The organism is Azospira sp. I13 (genome assembly GCF_003112695.1).
GTDB lineage: Bacteria > Pseudomonadota > Gammaproteobacteria > Burkholderiales > Rhodocyclaceae > Azospira.
The window spans coordinates 101,474-115,477 of record NZ_BFBP01000010.1; the positions used below are offsets into that span (position 1 = coordinate 101,474).

At 67.0% G+C, this 14,004-nt stretch carries 10 protein-coding genes; 5 read left to right on the forward strand and 5 right to left on the reverse strand.

All coding sequences use genetic code 11. From position 1 onward, the window contains the following. The first annotated feature begins 114 nt into the window (after window positions 1–114). Window positions 115–1,269 (forward strand): PA0069 family radical SAM protein, encoded by a 1,155-nt coding sequence (locus tag AZSI13_RS09255; protein ID WP_109040886.1) that lies wholly within the window; start codon window positions 115–117, stop codon window positions 1,267–1,269. A gap of 73 nt (window positions 1,270–1,342) precedes the next feature. Here the strand turns inward: AZSI13_RS09255 and AZSI13_RS09260 are convergent, their stop codons facing one another. Together AZSI13_RS09260 and AZSI13_RS09265 are read right to left on the reverse strand one after the other, a co-directional pair. Continuing rightward, entirely contained in the window at window positions 1,343–2,758 is a 1,416-nt protein-coding gene (locus AZSI13_RS09260) for an ATP-binding protein (RefSeq protein WP_109040887.1), read from the reverse strand. After that, the gene (locus AZSI13_RS09265; RefSeq protein ID WP_109040888.1) at window positions 2,755–3,441 is read right to left on the reverse strand and encodes a response regulator; all 687 of its coding nucleotides are present in this window, start codon (window positions 3,439–3,441) and stop codon (window positions 2,755–2,757) included. Before AZSI13_RS09265 ends, AZSI13_RS09260 begins: the two co-directional genes overlap by 4 nt. A gap of 88 nt (window positions 3,442–3,529) precedes the next feature. Between AZSI13_RS09265 and AZSI13_RS09270 the strand changes: the two genes are divergently transcribed. Together AZSI13_RS09270 and AZSI13_RS09275 are read left to right on the forward strand one after the other, a co-directional pair. After that, window positions 3,530–5,626: a bifunctional diguanylate cyclase/phosphodiesterase gene (locus tag AZSI13_RS09270; protein ID WP_109040889.1), complete on the forward strand. Its 2,097-nt coding sequence runs from the start codon at window positions 3,530–3,532 to the stop codon at window positions 5,624–5,626. Window positions 5,627–5,791: 165 nt separating this feature from the next. Then, complete coding sequence (locus AZSI13_RS09275; RefSeq protein WP_109040890.1) at window positions 5,792–7,087, forward strand: acetyl-CoA hydrolase/transferase family protein; 1,296 nt, start codon at window positions 5,792–5,794, stop codon at window positions 7,085–7,087. 83 nt (window positions 7,088–7,170) lie between these two features. Here AZSI13_RS09275 and AZSI13_RS09280 read toward each other — a convergent pair whose 3' ends face one another. Beyond that, window positions 7,171–8,463, reverse strand: coding sequence for an MFS transporter (locus AZSI13_RS09280; protein WP_109040891.1), 1,293 nt, complete (start codon window positions 8,461–8,463; stop codon window positions 7,171–7,173). A gap of 199 nt (window positions 8,464–8,662) precedes the next feature. Here AZSI13_RS09280 and rfaE2 point away from each other — a divergent pair, with 199 nt between their 5' ends. Together rfaE2 and AZSI13_RS09290 are read left to right on the forward strand one after the other, a co-directional pair. Next, window positions 8,663–9,163: a D-glycero-beta-D-manno-heptose 1-phosphate adenylyltransferase gene (rfaE2, locus tag AZSI13_RS09285; RefSeq protein WP_109040892.1), complete on the forward strand. Its 501-nt coding sequence runs from the start codon at window positions 8,663–8,665 to the stop codon at window positions 9,161–9,163. Between the two features lies 1 nt (window position 9,164). After that, window positions 9,165–10,088, forward strand: a complete 924-nt coding sequence (locus AZSI13_RS09290; protein ID WP_109040893.1) for a cation diffusion facilitator family transporter — start codon at window positions 9,165–9,167, stop codon at window positions 10,086–10,088. Between the two features lie 141 nt (window positions 10,089–10,229). Here AZSI13_RS09290 and AZSI13_RS09295 read toward each other — a convergent pair whose 3' ends face one another. Further along, window positions 10,230–10,652 (reverse strand): hypothetical protein, encoded by a 423-nt coding sequence (locus AZSI13_RS09295; protein ID WP_109040894.1) that lies wholly within the window; start codon window positions 10,650–10,652, stop codon window positions 10,230–10,232. Window positions 10,653–10,839: 187 nt separating this feature from the next. Next, the gene (locus AZSI13_RS09300) at window positions 10,840–13,851 is read right to left on the reverse strand and encodes an HD domain-containing phosphohydrolase (protein ID WP_109040895.1); all 3,012 of its coding nucleotides are present in this window, start codon (window positions 13,849–13,851) and stop codon (window positions 10,840–10,842) included. Window positions 13,852–14,004 lie beyond the last annotated feature (153 nt).

A 14,004-nucleotide genomic window follows, 5' to 3' on the forward strand; every position in this document is an offset into this window, starting at 1 on the left:
CGCCAGGCAAAAGGGAAAGCGGGTGATTCTACGCCAAAGCCCCGGCCCGGCGAAGCCGGGAACCACCGGAGGAATGGCCCGCTGGCGGATATCTGCGGGGGATATACTGGCGCGATGGACGAATGCGCGCCCGACCTGCCGTTTTTCTCCGAAGCCCTGCCGCCCCCGGCGCACAAGGGCAGGGGCGCCATCGGCAATCCAGACCCGCGTTTCGAGGCCTGGCGCCGGGAAGCCTGGAGCGACGGCTGGGAATGCGCCGCCGACGATGCTGACAAGGACGCAGCCCCGCCGGCCACCGAGATCATCCCCGAAGCTGCCCGCAGCATCCTCACCCGCAACCAGTCCCCCGACCTGCCCTTTGACCGCTCGGCCAACCCCTACCGGGGCTGCGAGCACGGCTGCATTTATTGCTACGCCCGGCCCACCCACGCCCGGGTGGGCCTTTCCCCCGGGCTGGACTTCGAGACCCGCATCCTCCACAAGGCCGATGCCGCCGCCCTGCTGCGCCAGGAACTGGCCCACCCGGCCTACCAATGCGCCCCCCTGGCCCTGGGCACCAACACCGACGTCTACCAGCCGGTGGAACGCCAGCTGGGCACCACCCGGCGGATGCTGCAGGTACTGGCGGAAACCCGCCACCCGGTCAGCATCGTCACCAAATCCGCCCTGGTGGAGCGCGACATCGACCTGCTCGCCCCCATGGCCGCCGAGGGCCTGGCGGAGGTGACGTTCTCCCTCAACACCCTGGACCCGGAACTGGTCCGCCGCTGGGAACCCCGGGCTGCCAGCCCAAAACGCCGCCTGGAGGCCATGGCCGCCCTGACCCGGGCTGGGGTGCCGGTGGGCGTGCTGGCGGCCCCCATCGCGCCGGGTCTCAACGATCATGAGCTGGAAAAAGTGTTAGCCGCCAGCCGGGAAGCCGGCGCCGTGGCTGCGGCCTACACGGTGCTACGCCTGCCCCGGGAGGTAGCGGAACTGTTCCGCCGCTGGCTCGAACACCACGCGCCCCAGAAGGCGGCCCGGGTCATGGCCGTGCTCTACGACCTGCGGGGCGGCACGGCTTATGGCGGCAACGACAGCCGCTTCGGCAGCCGCATGACGGGCCTGGGCCACTACGCCGACCTGCTGGCCCAGCGCTTTGCCCTGGCCTCGCGGCGCCTGGGCTTTTGCGGCTTTGCCCCCCAGGACTGCAGCCGCTTCACGCCGCCCCAACTGGCCCCGGCAGGCCGCCGCCGGGCGGCGGACGAGCGCCAGCTGGACCTGTTCTAGCCGGGCCTTGAGGGCCGGCGACCTCCCGGCTTGCCGAGGATAAGCGCTGCGAACCTGCCCGTCGCGCCCGCCGTCACGCCGCCGGAAACACCACCAGCACCCGCAAGCCCTGCCCCTCAGGCCCGACGCCCAGGGAAAGGGCGGCGCCATGCAGTTCGGCCACCCGGGCGACGATGGAAAGCCCCAGGCCACTGCCCTCGGCCCGCCCGGGCTCCAGGCGGGAAAAGCGGCGCAGGGCCTGTTCACGGGCTTCGGCGGGAATGCCCGGGCCGTCGTCGGCCACGGTCAGCAGCACCTGGCGGGGGCCGCCGGCCGGGCCATCCAGCCCCAGGCGCACCCAGACGTGGCCACCTTCCCGGGTGTAACGCACGGCGTTATCCACCAGATTGCGCAGGAGGATGCGCAGCAGGTCCGGATTGCCGGGGATGAGGATGCCCACCGGCGCGGCGCCGCCTGGATCAGGCGGCTCCCCATCGCCGCACTCCAGGCTGAGGCTCACCTGGCGGGCCTGGGCGGCCGGCACCAGCAGGGCGCAGGCCTCCTGGGCCAGGGGGGCGAGATCCAGCGTCTGCAAGGTGAGACCGGCCCCCGGATCGAGGCGGGCCAGGGTCAGCAACTGCTCCACCAGCCGCCCCAGGCGCTCCGTGCCTTCCAGCACATGCAGCAGAGCGCGCTGCCGCACCTCCCCTTCCGCCGCCCGCAGCGCCACCTGGGCCTGGGTCTTGAGGGCGGCCAGGGGGGTGCGCAGTTCGTGGGCGGCATTGGCGGTGAATTGCCGCTCGTTTTCCAGCAGCCGGGCGATGCGGGCGAAGAGGCCATCCAGGGCCTGCACCAGGGGCGCCACCTCCTCCGGCAGCGGGCCGCTGCCCAAGGGCGTGGCGGCATCCGGCGGACGGCGCTCGAGTTGGGCGGCAATGCGCTTCAGGGGCGCCAGGCCCCGGCCCACGGCCACCCAGAGGGCGGCAGCGAGGAGCGGTAGGCCGAGGATGAGGGGGGCCAGCAGGCGCATGGCGGCTTCCTGGGCCAGGGCATAGCGGATGTCGTGGCTCTGGGCGACCTGCACCTGGCGCTGGCCGTCACTGCTCCATTCGCTGTAGAAGCGCCATTCACCATCTCGCCAGGGGGTTTCGGCAAAGCCTTCGGCGGCCGTCAGGGGCGACTGGCCGGCGCCGGCAGAATGCAGTTGCAGCACCATCCCCTGGGGGCTGTGATACCAGATCTGGAACAGCACCTCGCCCCCCGCCGCCCCGGGGGCCGGCAGCACATCCACATCGCCACCACTGTGCTCGATGGCGAGGAGCAGCCGGGCAGTCTGTTGCAGGTGAGCGTCGAAAATATCGTCGGCCAAGTCGTGGGCGCGCAGGAAGGCGGCCGCAATGGTGGCCACCCAGATCAGGGCCGACACTGCGAGCAACAGCAGCAGCAGGCGCCGCCGCAGGGAATAGGCGGGAGGCGTCGGCATGCTGGGCGGGGGGGGCGGCATGTTCATGGGGCGCTCCCGGATATTGCCGGGTCCACCAGATAGCCGACCCCCCGCACGGTGCGGATCAGCTCGCTGCCGAACTTGCGCCGCAGGTGGTGGATGTGCACTTCCACCGCATTGCTGTCCACCGTCTCTTCCCAGCCGTAGGCTGCCTCTTCCAACTGGCGGCGGGTGAGCACACGGCCGGCGCCCCCCAACAGGGCTTCGAGCAGGGCGAATTCTCGGGCGGAAAGTTCCACCGGCTGCCCGCCCTGGGTCACCCGGCGTGCTGCCGGGTCCAGGCACAGTTCGCCATGGCAGAGCAGGGGTGCAGCCCGGCCATGGCTACGGCGGATCAGGGCGCGCAGGCGGGCCCCCAGTTCGTCCAGATCGAAAGGTTTGACCAGGTAGTCGTCAGCCCCGCCATCGAGGGCGGTGAGTTTGTCAGGGACGGTATCCCGGGCCGTCAGCACCAGCACCGGCACGGCATTGCCGCCGCTGCGGCAGCGACGCAGCACCTCCTGGCCGGAGAGCTGAGGCAGATTGAGATCGAGGACCACCGCGGCGAAGGCCCGGGCTTCCGGCCCGGCCAGGGCTGCCGCAGCCTGGGCGCCGTCCCGCAGCCAGTCCACGGTGAAGCCGGCCTGGCCGAGACCGACCTGGAGGCCGTCCCCCAACAGGGGGTCGTCCTCCACAAGGAGGATGCGCATAGGAGATATGCCAAACGAAAAAATTGGAATGACATCAGGGGATTAGGCGCTAGAATACCTGCTTTTAACGGCCCCTTCCGCTGCCGACATGAACTTCCGCCTGGAAACCGCCCACCCTCAGGACGCCCCGGAACGCGAGATTCTGCGCGGCCTGCGGGTCCTGCTGGTGGAGGACGATGCGGTAGCCCGTTGCGCGGCGGCCGGCATTCTTTCCCGCCACGTGGGCACTCTGTGGGAAGCGGCCGATGGTGAGGAAGGGCTACGCCTGTTCCGCCAGCACGAGCCGGACCTGGTGGTTTCCGATCTGGTCATGCCCCAGCGGGACGGCCTCTCCCTGGCCCGCCAGATCAAGGCGGAAAGCCCCGTCACCCCCATCATCATCACCACCTCCCACAGCGACAGCAGCGTCCTCCTCGACGCCATTGACATCGGGGTGGAACGCTACGTCCTCAAGCCGCTGCGGGCCCAGGCCCTGCTCGATGCGGTCACCGCCTGTGCCCGCACCGCCCGCCTGGAGGCCGAGCATCGCCTCACGGCCACCGTCTTCCGCGCTTCCAGCGAAGCCATCATGATCACCGACACGGAAAACCGCATCGTGGACGTGAATCCGGCCTTCACCCGCATCACCGGCTATCCCCGCAGCGAAGTGCTGGGGCGCAATCCCCGCCTGCTGCAATCCGGCATCCAGAGCGACAATTTCTACCGGGAAATGTGGGCCGCCATCAACCAGAACGGCCACTGGCGCGGCGAAATCTGGAACCGCCGACGCAACGGCGAGTTGTACCCGGAATGGCTGACCCTGGACCGGGTGCTGTCGCCGGAAGGCGCGGTCCTCAATTACGTGGCCATGTGGTCCGACATTTCGGAGCGCAAGGAGGCGGAAGCCCGCATCCACTACCTGGCCCATTACGACGCCCTCACCGACCTGCCCAACCGGGTGCTCTTTAACGACCGCTTCAACCAGGCCCTGCTCCATGCCCGCCGCTACAACCAGGCGGTGGCCCTGATGTTCGTGGATCTGGACCGTTTCAAGGTGGTCAATGACACCCTCGGCCACCGGGTGGGCGACGAACTGCTGAAACAGGTGGCCGAGCGTCTGCGCCAGTGCGTGCGGGAAGAAGATACGGTTTCCCGCCAGGGGGGCGACGAGTTCGTGGTGCTGCTGACCGGCCTGGACACCTCCTCCAGTGCTGCCCTGGTGGCCGAGAAAATTCTCGCTGCACTGGCCCAGCCGGTGTATTTCGAAGGCCATGAGCTGGCCGTCACCGGTAGCGTGGGCATCGCCTGCTACCCCGGGGATGGCGCCGATCCGGAAACCCTGATGAAGAACGCGGACCTGGCCATGTACCGGGCCAAAAATGTGGGCCGCAACAACTACCAGTTCTTCAGCCCCGAACTGGAACAGGGCGCCCTCTTCCGCCTGACCCTGGAAAACGCCATGCGGCGGGCCCTGGACCGCGACGAGTTTGCCCTGCACTACCTGCCCCAGGTGGACAACCCCAGCGGCCGGGTGCTCAGCCTGGAGGCCCTGATCCGCTGGCACCACCCGGAGCGGGGCCTGCTGCTGCCGGACCAGTTCATCCCCCTGGCGGAGGAAAGCGGCCTGGTGCTACCCCTCTCCCTCTGGGTGCTGCGCCGGGCGGCCCGGCAGCTGGCCGAGTGGCGTAGCCGGGGCCTGGCCCTGGTGCCCATCGCCATCAACCTTTGCGAAGCCCAGCTGCGCCAGCCGGATTTTGCCGAGGCGGTAAGCGCCATCCTGGAAGAAGAAGGGGTGGAGGGCCGCTGGTTCGAACTGGAATTCACCGAGGCCGCCCTGATGTACGACACCGAGCGCAACATGCGGGTGCTGACGGAACTCAAGCAACTGGGCGTGGGCATCACCCTGGACGATTTTGGCGTCGGCTATTCCAATCTCAACATCCTGCGCCGCCTGCCGGTGGACACCCTGAAAATCGACCGTTCCCTGGTTTCCGACGTGACCCGCAGCGAGGACGACGCCGTCATCGTCGACGCCATCATTTCCATGGCCCAGTCCATGAACCTCAAGGTGGTGGCTGAAGGGGTGGAAACTGCCGACCAGGCGGGCTTTTTCAAGGCCAGGGCCTGCGCCGAAATCCAGGGCCACTTCTTCTCCAAGGCAGTGGACGCCGAGCACATCGCCGTCCTCCTCGGCACCGCCTCCTGAAGCCGCCCAAACCGGCTCCCGTACGCTGTTCCTACCCCCGTTCCTTACGGCCACCCACTCCATACGCACTCGTATGGAGTGCTGTATAATATTGTCCGCCCCGGGGCACCCCGGCGGACCGGGATTCCGTCCCGGTAAAAACAGAGGACAGAGGAGACAGACCAGATGGACTTTCAGGATCAATACCAGCAAAAGCGCATGAACCCGTCGGACGCCATCGGCTGCGTCCAGAACGGCGACACCATCGTCGTGCCCACCGGTGTCGGTGAGCCCCCTGCCCTGCTGACGGCACTCTCCGAGGCCCGCCGCAATTACCGCGGCGTCACCGTCTCCCAGATCCTGGCCCTGCGCAAATATGGCTACATCGACCCGGAAACCCGGGACAACGTGCGCCACACCGCCTACTTCTACGGCGGCGCCACCCGCCCCGGCGGCCAGGCCGGCTGGGTTGATTTCATCCCCAACTATTTCTCCGAAATCCCGGCCCTGATCGAGCGCGGCCTGACCCCGGCCGACGTGGTCTTCTCCATGGCCTCGCCCATGGATGAACATGGCTACTTCGCCCTTTCCCTGGGCCCTGACTACACCATGGCGGCGGTGAAGAAGGCCCGGGCCATCGTCCTCGAAGTGAACCCCAACGTGCCCTTTGCCTTCGGCAACTGTCACGTGCATGTTTCCCAGGTCACCGCCCTTACCGAAAGCAGCGACCCGGTGCTGGAAGTGGGCCTGCCCACCATCGGCCCGGTGCAGGAAGCCATCGGCAAGTACGTGGCCGACCTGATCGATGACGGCTCCACCCTGCAGATCGGCTACGGCGGCATTCCCGATGCCGTGGTGATGCAGCTGAAGCACAAGCACGATCTGGGTATCCACACCGAAATGATCGGCGACGGCATCCTCTCCCTGATCGAGGCCGGTGCGGTCACTAACCACAAGAAGACCTTCATGCCCGGCAAATCCGTGGCCACCTTCGCCCTGGGTTCCGGCAAGCTGTACAAGTTCATGCACCGCAACCCGGCCCTGGAAATGCATCCGGTGGAATTCACCAACGACCCGTTCCTCGCCGCACAGAACGACAAGCTGATGGCCATCAACGCCACCATGCAGGTGGATTTTCTGGGCCAGTGCGGTTCCGAGAGCCTGGGCTTCTCCCCCTACTCCGGCACTGGCGGCCAGGCCGACTTCGTGCGCGCCGCCAACCGCTCCAAGGACGGCAAGGCCTTCATCGTGGTGCCCTCCACGGCCAAGGACGACACCATCTCCCGTATCGTCCCCACCCTCACCCCGGGCACCCACGTCACCACCAGCAAGAACGACATCAACTACGTGGTTACCGAGTATGGCGTCGCCCAACTGCGGGGCAAGAGCGCCAAGCAGCGGGCCGAAGCCCTGATCGGCATCGCCCATCCTGACTTCCGCGGTGAGCTGCGGGAGGCTGCACGCAAGATGAACCTGCTGTAAGTACCCAAGGACAAAGCCCCGGCAGCACAGGCTGGCGGGGCTTCAAGACAGCCTACAGGGCGAGGCAACCACCGCGCCCTTTTTCATGCCTCCGGCCGGGGCGCCTGCCAGATGTTGCGACAACCGCTTTCCTTGATCCAGAAGCTGGCAAAGAAGCCGATGAGTGCTGCCACCGCCATGCAGGCCATACCAACGCGGAAGGTATCGGGGCCGTAAACCCGCACGCCATTGGCCAGGGCGCCGTCCCACACCTGATCCATGGCCCAGCCGGCCATGGGCTGCAACAGGGCACCGGCCAGGAAGCCGCCCATATTCGTCACGCTGGTGGACATGCCAGACAGCTGAGGCGGGTTCACTTCCTTGGCACAGGCCCAGGTCAGGGCAAAGCTGGCGGTGCTCAGCCCCATGAGACCGAACAAGGTGTAGGAGGCGGCCAGGGGCAAGCGGATGTTGGTCAGCCAGAACAGCCAGAGCAGGCAGTAAAGGGCCGCGCCGACGATGATCACCGGCTTGCGCTTGCCCAGGCGGTCCGACAGGGTGCCGATGAAGAAGCAACCCAGGGCAAAGCCGGCGAAGTAGAGGGAAAGATGAGACGAGGCCTGGGCCCGGGTCAGCTCGTGCACCCGCATCAGATAGGGCGTGGCCCACAGGCCGGCGAAGGAAAAGAAGCTGCCGGCCAGACCAAAATTCACCACCACCGCCGGCCAGGTAGCCCGGTTCTTCAGCACCGAGGCCAGGCCGCCCAGCACCACGGTACGATCGAAACGGGGTGCCTCACTGCCCTGGCCGGCGCTGTCCTTGACGAAGCGCCAGCAGGCGAGACCGAGCAGCAGGGAAAGCACGCCGGCACCGACGAAGATGCTGCGCCAGGAAACCGTCTGAGCCAGCAGGGAAAGCGGGGCGCCGGCCAGCACCGAACCCAGGTTACCCACCAGCATGGAAGCACCGACCAGGGTGGCGAAGCGCCGCTCGTCAAAGCTGACGGCAATGATCTTGAGCATGGCGATGAAGGTCACCGAGACCCCCAGCCCCACCAGGGTGCGCCCCACCAGGGCGCCATTGAGGCTGTCGGCCAGGCCGAACAGCACGCTGCCCACCGCAGCCACCAGCCCACCAATCAGCAGGATGCGCCGGGGCCCCAGGGTGTCCACCAGGATTCCCGTTGGCACCTGCATCAGGGTGTAAACGTAAAAATAGGTGGCTGCCAGGGCACCCAGGGAAGCGGCCGTGGTCTGAAAAGCCAGGGTCAGGTCATGGGCAATGCCGGCCGGGGCGAAGCGGTGGAAGAAGGACAGCATGTAGGCGGCGATGACCACCGCCAGGGTAACGGCCCGGGCCGTCCGGGCGCTGGCAGCGCCGGTTGCGTCTGGGGGCATATTTGCCTCTCCTCTTGTCTCCTTTGGGGGAAAGGCATCCTAACATACGTAACCGTATGTAGTCATATAAGGGATTGCCCGCACCGCCGGGCGGCCTGCCGCCCCATGCTATCCTTGGGCCGCGCCAATCCTGCTGCGCCAGCGGTGCATTGCCGCCAGGGCCCGCATCAATACCGCCATAAATTGCCAAGATCCCGCCATGAACGCCACCTCCACTTACGCCCCCCCCGCCTTCGAAGCCAAGATCTGTCCCCCCGAGCAACTGGCGGAGAGGGCGGTCCGACTGGCCCGCCCTTTGGTGTTTACCAACGGCTGTTTCGACATTCTGCATCGGGGCCACGTCACCTACCTGGCCCAGGCCCGGGCCCTGGGCGCCGCGCTGGTTGTGGCCCTCAACACCGACGCCTCGGTCAAGCGCCTAGGCAAGGGCGATGACCGACCGGTAAACCGCCTTGAAGACCGTCTGGCAGTAATGGCCGCCCTGGGCTGCGTAGACCTGGTGACCTGGTTTGACGAAGACACGCCCCTGCAGCGCATTCTGGAAGCCCGGCCAGAAGTGCTGGTGAAGGGCGGCGACTGGGCCCCCGACCGCATCGTCGGCGCCACCGAAGTACGAAGCTGGGGCGGCAGCGTCCATTCCGTCCCCTTCCTGCACGAAAAATCCACCACGGCGCTGCTGACCAAGATCCGTAGACTCTGACATGGCCCACGACCATCCCCACGCCTGCAGCCATGGCCATGCGCACATCCACGCTCATGGTCACGGCAACAACGGTCGTGGCCTGCTGCCGGCGACGCTACTGACCCTGGGCTTTGCCGGGGTAGAGGCCCTGGCCGGCGCCTGGAGCGGCTCCCTCGCCCTCATTGGCGATGCTGGGCACATGGTCAATGACGGCGTGGCCCTGGCCCTGGCCGCTGCCGCAGCCTGGGTGGCGCGCCGCCCACCCAGCCATCGCCACACCTACGGCCTCGGCCGGGCGGAAGTGCTGGCGGCCCTGCTCAACAGCCTGGCCATGCTGGCGTTGGTAGTGGCGATCCTGGTGGAAGCCGTGGAACGCTTCCACACCCCGGCCCCGGTCGCCGGCCCGGCCGTCATGGCCGTCGCCGTCGGCGGACTGCTGGTCAATGTCCTGGTGGCCTGGATACTCAGCCGGGGCGACAGCCATTCCCTCAATACCCGGGCCGCCCTGCTGCACGTCATGGGCGACATGCTCGGTTCCGTCGCGGCCATTGCTGCCGGGGCCATCGTCTACTACACCGGCTGGCGCCAGGCCGACCCCCTGCTGGCCGCCGGCATTGCCCTGCTCATCTCCCTCTCCAGCCTGCGCCTGCTCAAGGAGGCCCTGCATGCCCTGATGGAGGCCACCCCGCGCCACCTTTCCAGCGCCGACATACAGGCCGCCCTGGCCGATACGGACGGCGTTCTCGGTGTCTACGACCTGCACGTGTGGAGCGTCGGCGACGGGGAAACCATGCTCACGGCCCACCTGCAGATTGCCCGGCTGGAAGACTGGCCAACCATCCTGGCCGCCCTGCGCCGGACCCTGCAGGAGCGCTGGGCCATCAGTCACGCCACCCTGCAACCGGAAACCGGCCCCATCCAGCCCTTGCACCGCATCGGCTGACTCTCCCGCCCCCAAGGCTCCACTTCTTGCCGCCAGCCCGGCCCACCACCGGCTGAAATGACAACGCCCCGCGCGAATTGCCGGGGCGTTGTCAGACTGGGCCGACTCGGGTGCCGCAGCACCAATCGGCCTTGCTGATGCTCAGGGAGCGCTACGGGCAGAGAAATTCTTGGTCGCCACACCGCGCCCCAGTTCGGTCTGTCCGTCTTCGGCGAGGGCCCGCACGGTGATGCGGTAATCGTGGCCGAAGGAGCCGAAATTGTTCGGGCAGGGGCCCAGATAGCGCTTCAGCGCGCCTTCACCAAGGCTGGCGGTCACACCGCCGGCATGGGGCACCGTACCGCCACCGTGATCCTTATTCTGAAAATCCACGTCGTTCATCGACACCACCAGTGAACGGGTGCCTTCGGGAATGCCGCCGATCTCCAGGGCAGGCGAAGTGTTGTCGCAGAGGTGGCTTTTCTGCCAGCGCCAATCGACGCTGAGGGTGGACTGGGCAAAGGCGGTAGCAGGAAGGATCAGGGAGGCGGCCAGCAGGCCGGCAAGGTGGGAGAAACGGCTCATGGGCAAGGACTCCGAAAGAAGATGTGATGTGGACCGCCGCACAGCCTATGCCATTGATCTGGCAAGCGCCGTGAAATAGGCCGCAACGAAGGAGAAAAGCCGCCTGACAGGCGCCCAACCACCCAAAACACCAAAGCCGAACGCCACCCTGCGGGGGCCGGGAGATGATCCCAGGTCGCGGCAGGCCTCAGGCCAGCAAGGCCGCTACATCCACCTCGTCGATCTGGCGGGCCTGCAGGTAGCGTTCCCCGTACTGGCGATACACCCCGGTGCGCAGGAAGAGTTCGAACAACTCCCGGTCGATATGCTGCTCCTGCACCATGCGGGCCATGATGGCGAGCGCCTCGGAGAGTGTCTTGCCTTTCTTGTAGGGCCGATCCACGGCGGTCAGGGCTTCGAAGATGTCGGCAATGGCCATCATGCGGGCCTGGGGACTCATTTCTGAGCCCTTCAGGCCCCGCGGATAGCCCCGCCCATCCATGCGCTCGTGATGCCCGCCGGCCAGCTCCGGCACCTGGCGCAGATGCAGGGGGAAAGGCAGGGCTTCGAGCATGATGATGGTCTGAACGATGTGGTCGTTGATGATGTAGCGATCCTCTTCCGACAGGGTGCCGCGTCCGACGCTGAGGTTGTGCAGCTCCCCCCGGTTGAATTTCCACGCCGGTACCTGGAGGTGGAAGCCCCAGGGGTTTTCCGCCGGCATCAGATCCCGCGGTGCGCGCTCCAGCAGATGCTCGGGCCGGTCCGCCAGCAACGCCTCCGTGACCGGCAGGGTAGCCGGAGGCTGGTGTGCCTTGCGCTGCCCCTCCTCCCAGGAGATGCCCAGCCGGTCATCCAGGGTGCGCCGCCAGGTGCGGCAGGCGATGGCCTGGAGGCGGGCCTGCTTTTCCGGCGCCATGAACTCGCTGCCTTCGTTGCAGGCGGCGACGAAGGCGAACTCTTCGTCCAGCACCGCCCACTGGGCCTCCAGGGCCTGTCGCAGGGTGGCGGCATCGCCGCCTGCGGCGACCTGCTGCCAGAAGTCGATCTCCGCATCCCGCTTCAGCACCTCGAAGCGCATCCGCACTTCATGGATACGGTCGTACAGGGTTTCCAGCTTGGTGGCCTTATCCACCACGTATTCCGGCGTCGTCACCTTGCCGCAGTCGTGGAGCCAGCCAGCGATGTGCAGGGCCTCCCAGGCCTCCTCGTCCATGGAGAAGCCGGCGTAGGGGCCGCTATCGGCCTCGCAGGCGGCCCGCGCCAGCATCTTGGTCAGCTCCGGCACCCGTTGGCAGTGGCCGCCGGTATAGGGGCTCTTGGCATCGATGGCGCCGGCCATCAGGCGGATCAGCCCTTCCAGCAGGGCCTTCTGGGACTGGATCAGGCGTTGGTTCTCGATGGCCACGGCGGAAGCTCCGGACAGGGCCTCGATAAAGGAAATGCGCTCCGGCGCCGGCGCTTCGGCACTGCCGGGAAGGAACAGGGCCAGCACCCCGATCACCTCCTGGGCCCGGTTCTTCAGGGGCAGGGCGACCAGCAGCACCGGCTGGCCCACCAGGGCGCTGCCTTCACTATCCAGGAACTCCATGCCGGCGGGCCGCTGGGGCGGCACTTCCAGCACCTGGGTGCGAGCCTCCTGGGCGGCCAGCAGGAGGGGATGGGTTTCCCGGGGGGAGGCGATGAAGGCCAGGCCCGGCAGGCGGGATGCGTCCACTATCCGAGCCGTCGTGGTGGTTTCTCCAGCCTCATCCTCCCCGCCGTTCTCGGCTGCCTCTGTCGCGGCTTCATGCCAGAGCAGGGAGGCCGGCAGCAACCCCCGGCCATTGTCGGGCATCAGGTAGACGATGCCGCCGCAGGCCTCGGCGCTGGCCAGGGTTTCCTGCAGCACCCGGGCCAGCAGCCGGTCGAAATTGCGCTCCGATGCCAGGGTGGCGGAAATATCGAGGAATTTGCGGATGGTGCCCTTCATCTGGTTCATGGAGCGGGATAGCTCATTGATTTCCCAGATGGAGGAGCCCTTGGCCGGCGCCCCGTCGAAGCGGAAGCGGCGAATCTCCGCCGCCTCGCGGATCAGATCCTTCAACTCGCTGGAAATCCGCCGGGCCAGCCACCAGGTGCCGGGGATGGCCAGGGCAATGAGGCCCAGGGTGACCCACAGGGTGTAGTTGCGGATGCGCACTGCCTCTTCCAGCAATTCATCTTCCGGCGCCGCCACCAGCAGGTAGTTTGGCGCTTCCCCCGCTGCGGCGACCGGCAGGGCGCGACTATGCCAGTAGCGACCATCCACCTGGATCAGCGGCAATACCTCCCGGGACGCCAGTCGGGCTAGCACGGGGGAGCCCAGATCCGCCAGTTGGGGGGGCCGGCCACCGCTTCTGGCGGAGGCCGCCGACAGGCGGGCAGCGTCCTTGTCCGCCAGTACACGGCCCTGGCCATCCACCAGCACCAGTTGAGTGCCTGGCGTGATGCCGGCATCGGCGAGGGATTCGGAAATCTCCGCCAGAGTCAGGTCGGCAGCCACCACCGCGCCACCGGCCGCCTGGCGGGCGAAGGTTTTGCCGACTTCCCGGGTGGTGAAAAAGACATAGGGATCGGTGCGGACTAGCTCGGTAGCATCGGCAGCTCGCTGAAACCACGGCCGCCCGCGGGGATCGAAGGTGTAGTCGGCAGGATGGCTGCGGGCCAGCTCCTGCAGCCATTCGTCGTAGAAGATAAAGGTGGGGCGACGCATCTCGCCGTGGAGGCCCTGCCGCTCCATGCTCTGGACCAGGAAGCGGGCCCCCTCGGGGCTGCCTACGGCCAGGGCGACAGCGGCATTGTCGAGAGAGCGCACGAGAAAGAAGTCGCCATTGGGATAGCCCACGTAAGCGGCGGAGAGACGGGGATTCTTGACCAGGCTCTCACGCAGCATGGGCAGGGATCGCAGGCGAGAGTCGAGATCAGGGGCAGTCGTCAGGGGGTGATGGACGAGCAGTTCCACCAGGGTTTCAAGGGGCCCGTAAAGGCGCGCCAGGTCATCGCCGGTCTGCCGGGCGGTGCGCTCGAAAACATTCTCTGCGGCCGAGAGGACGATGCGTCGGGACTGGTGGTAGTTGAACCAGCCGATGACTGAACAGGCGACGAAGATCAGCAGGGTGAACAGGTAAGCGATGTGGATGTGCAACGGGTACAGGCGGCCCCGCTGCCGCCGTGCCATTGCTTTGCCGGGATGTGCCATGGCCCCTCCTCCTGATGACAGGGCAGCCAGCGCTGCGAAGCCTTCTGGATAGGCTACACCAAGGTTGCCCCGGGCGATGGACTTACGTCACTCGCCGGAGGCACAGGCAGCACAGGGCCGCCGGCATTGATGTAAGTCAAGCGGTAAAACTAT

What these genes read in the sequence shown, in the direction of transcription:
- AZSI13_RS09255 (WP_109040886.1), top strand. Translation starts at nt 115, where the DNA reads ATGGACGAATGCGCGCCCGACCTGCCGTTTTTCTCCGAAGCCCTGCCG.
- AZSI13_RS09260 (WP_109040887.1), bottom strand. Translation starts at nt 2,758, where the DNA reads ATGAACATGCCGCCCCCCCCGCCCAGCATGCCGACGCCTCCCGCCTAT.
- AZSI13_RS09265 (WP_109040888.1), bottom strand. Translation starts at nt 3,441, where the DNA reads ATGCGCATCCTCCTTGTGGAGGACGACCCCCTGTTGGGGGACGGCCTC.
- AZSI13_RS09270 (WP_109040889.1), top strand. Translation starts at nt 3,530, where the DNA reads ATGAACTTCCGCCTGGAAACCGCCCACCCTCAGGACGCCCCGGAACGC.
- AZSI13_RS09275 (WP_109040890.1), top strand. Translation starts at nt 5,792, where the DNA reads ATGGACTTTCAGGATCAATACCAGCAAAAGCGCATGAACCCGTCGGAC.
- AZSI13_RS09280 (WP_109040891.1), bottom strand. Translation starts at nt 8,463, where the DNA reads ATGCCCCCAGACGCAACCGGCGCTGCCAGCGCCCGGACGGCCCGGGCC.
- rfaE2 (WP_109040892.1), top strand. Translation starts at nt 8,663, where the DNA reads ATGAACGCCACCTCCACTTACGCCCCCCCCGCCTTCGAAGCCAAGATC.
- AZSI13_RS09290 (WP_109040893.1), top strand. Translation starts at nt 9,165, where the DNA reads ATGGCCCACGACCATCCCCACGCCTGCAGCCATGGCCATGCGCACATC.
- AZSI13_RS09295 (WP_109040894.1), bottom strand. Translation starts at nt 10,652, where the DNA reads ATGAGCCGTTTCTCCCACCTTGCCGGCCTGCTGGCCGCCTCCCTGATC.
- AZSI13_RS09300 (WP_109040895.1), bottom strand. Translation starts at nt 13,851, where the DNA reads ATGGCACATCCCGGCAAAGCAATGGCACGGCGGCAGCGGGGCCGCCTG.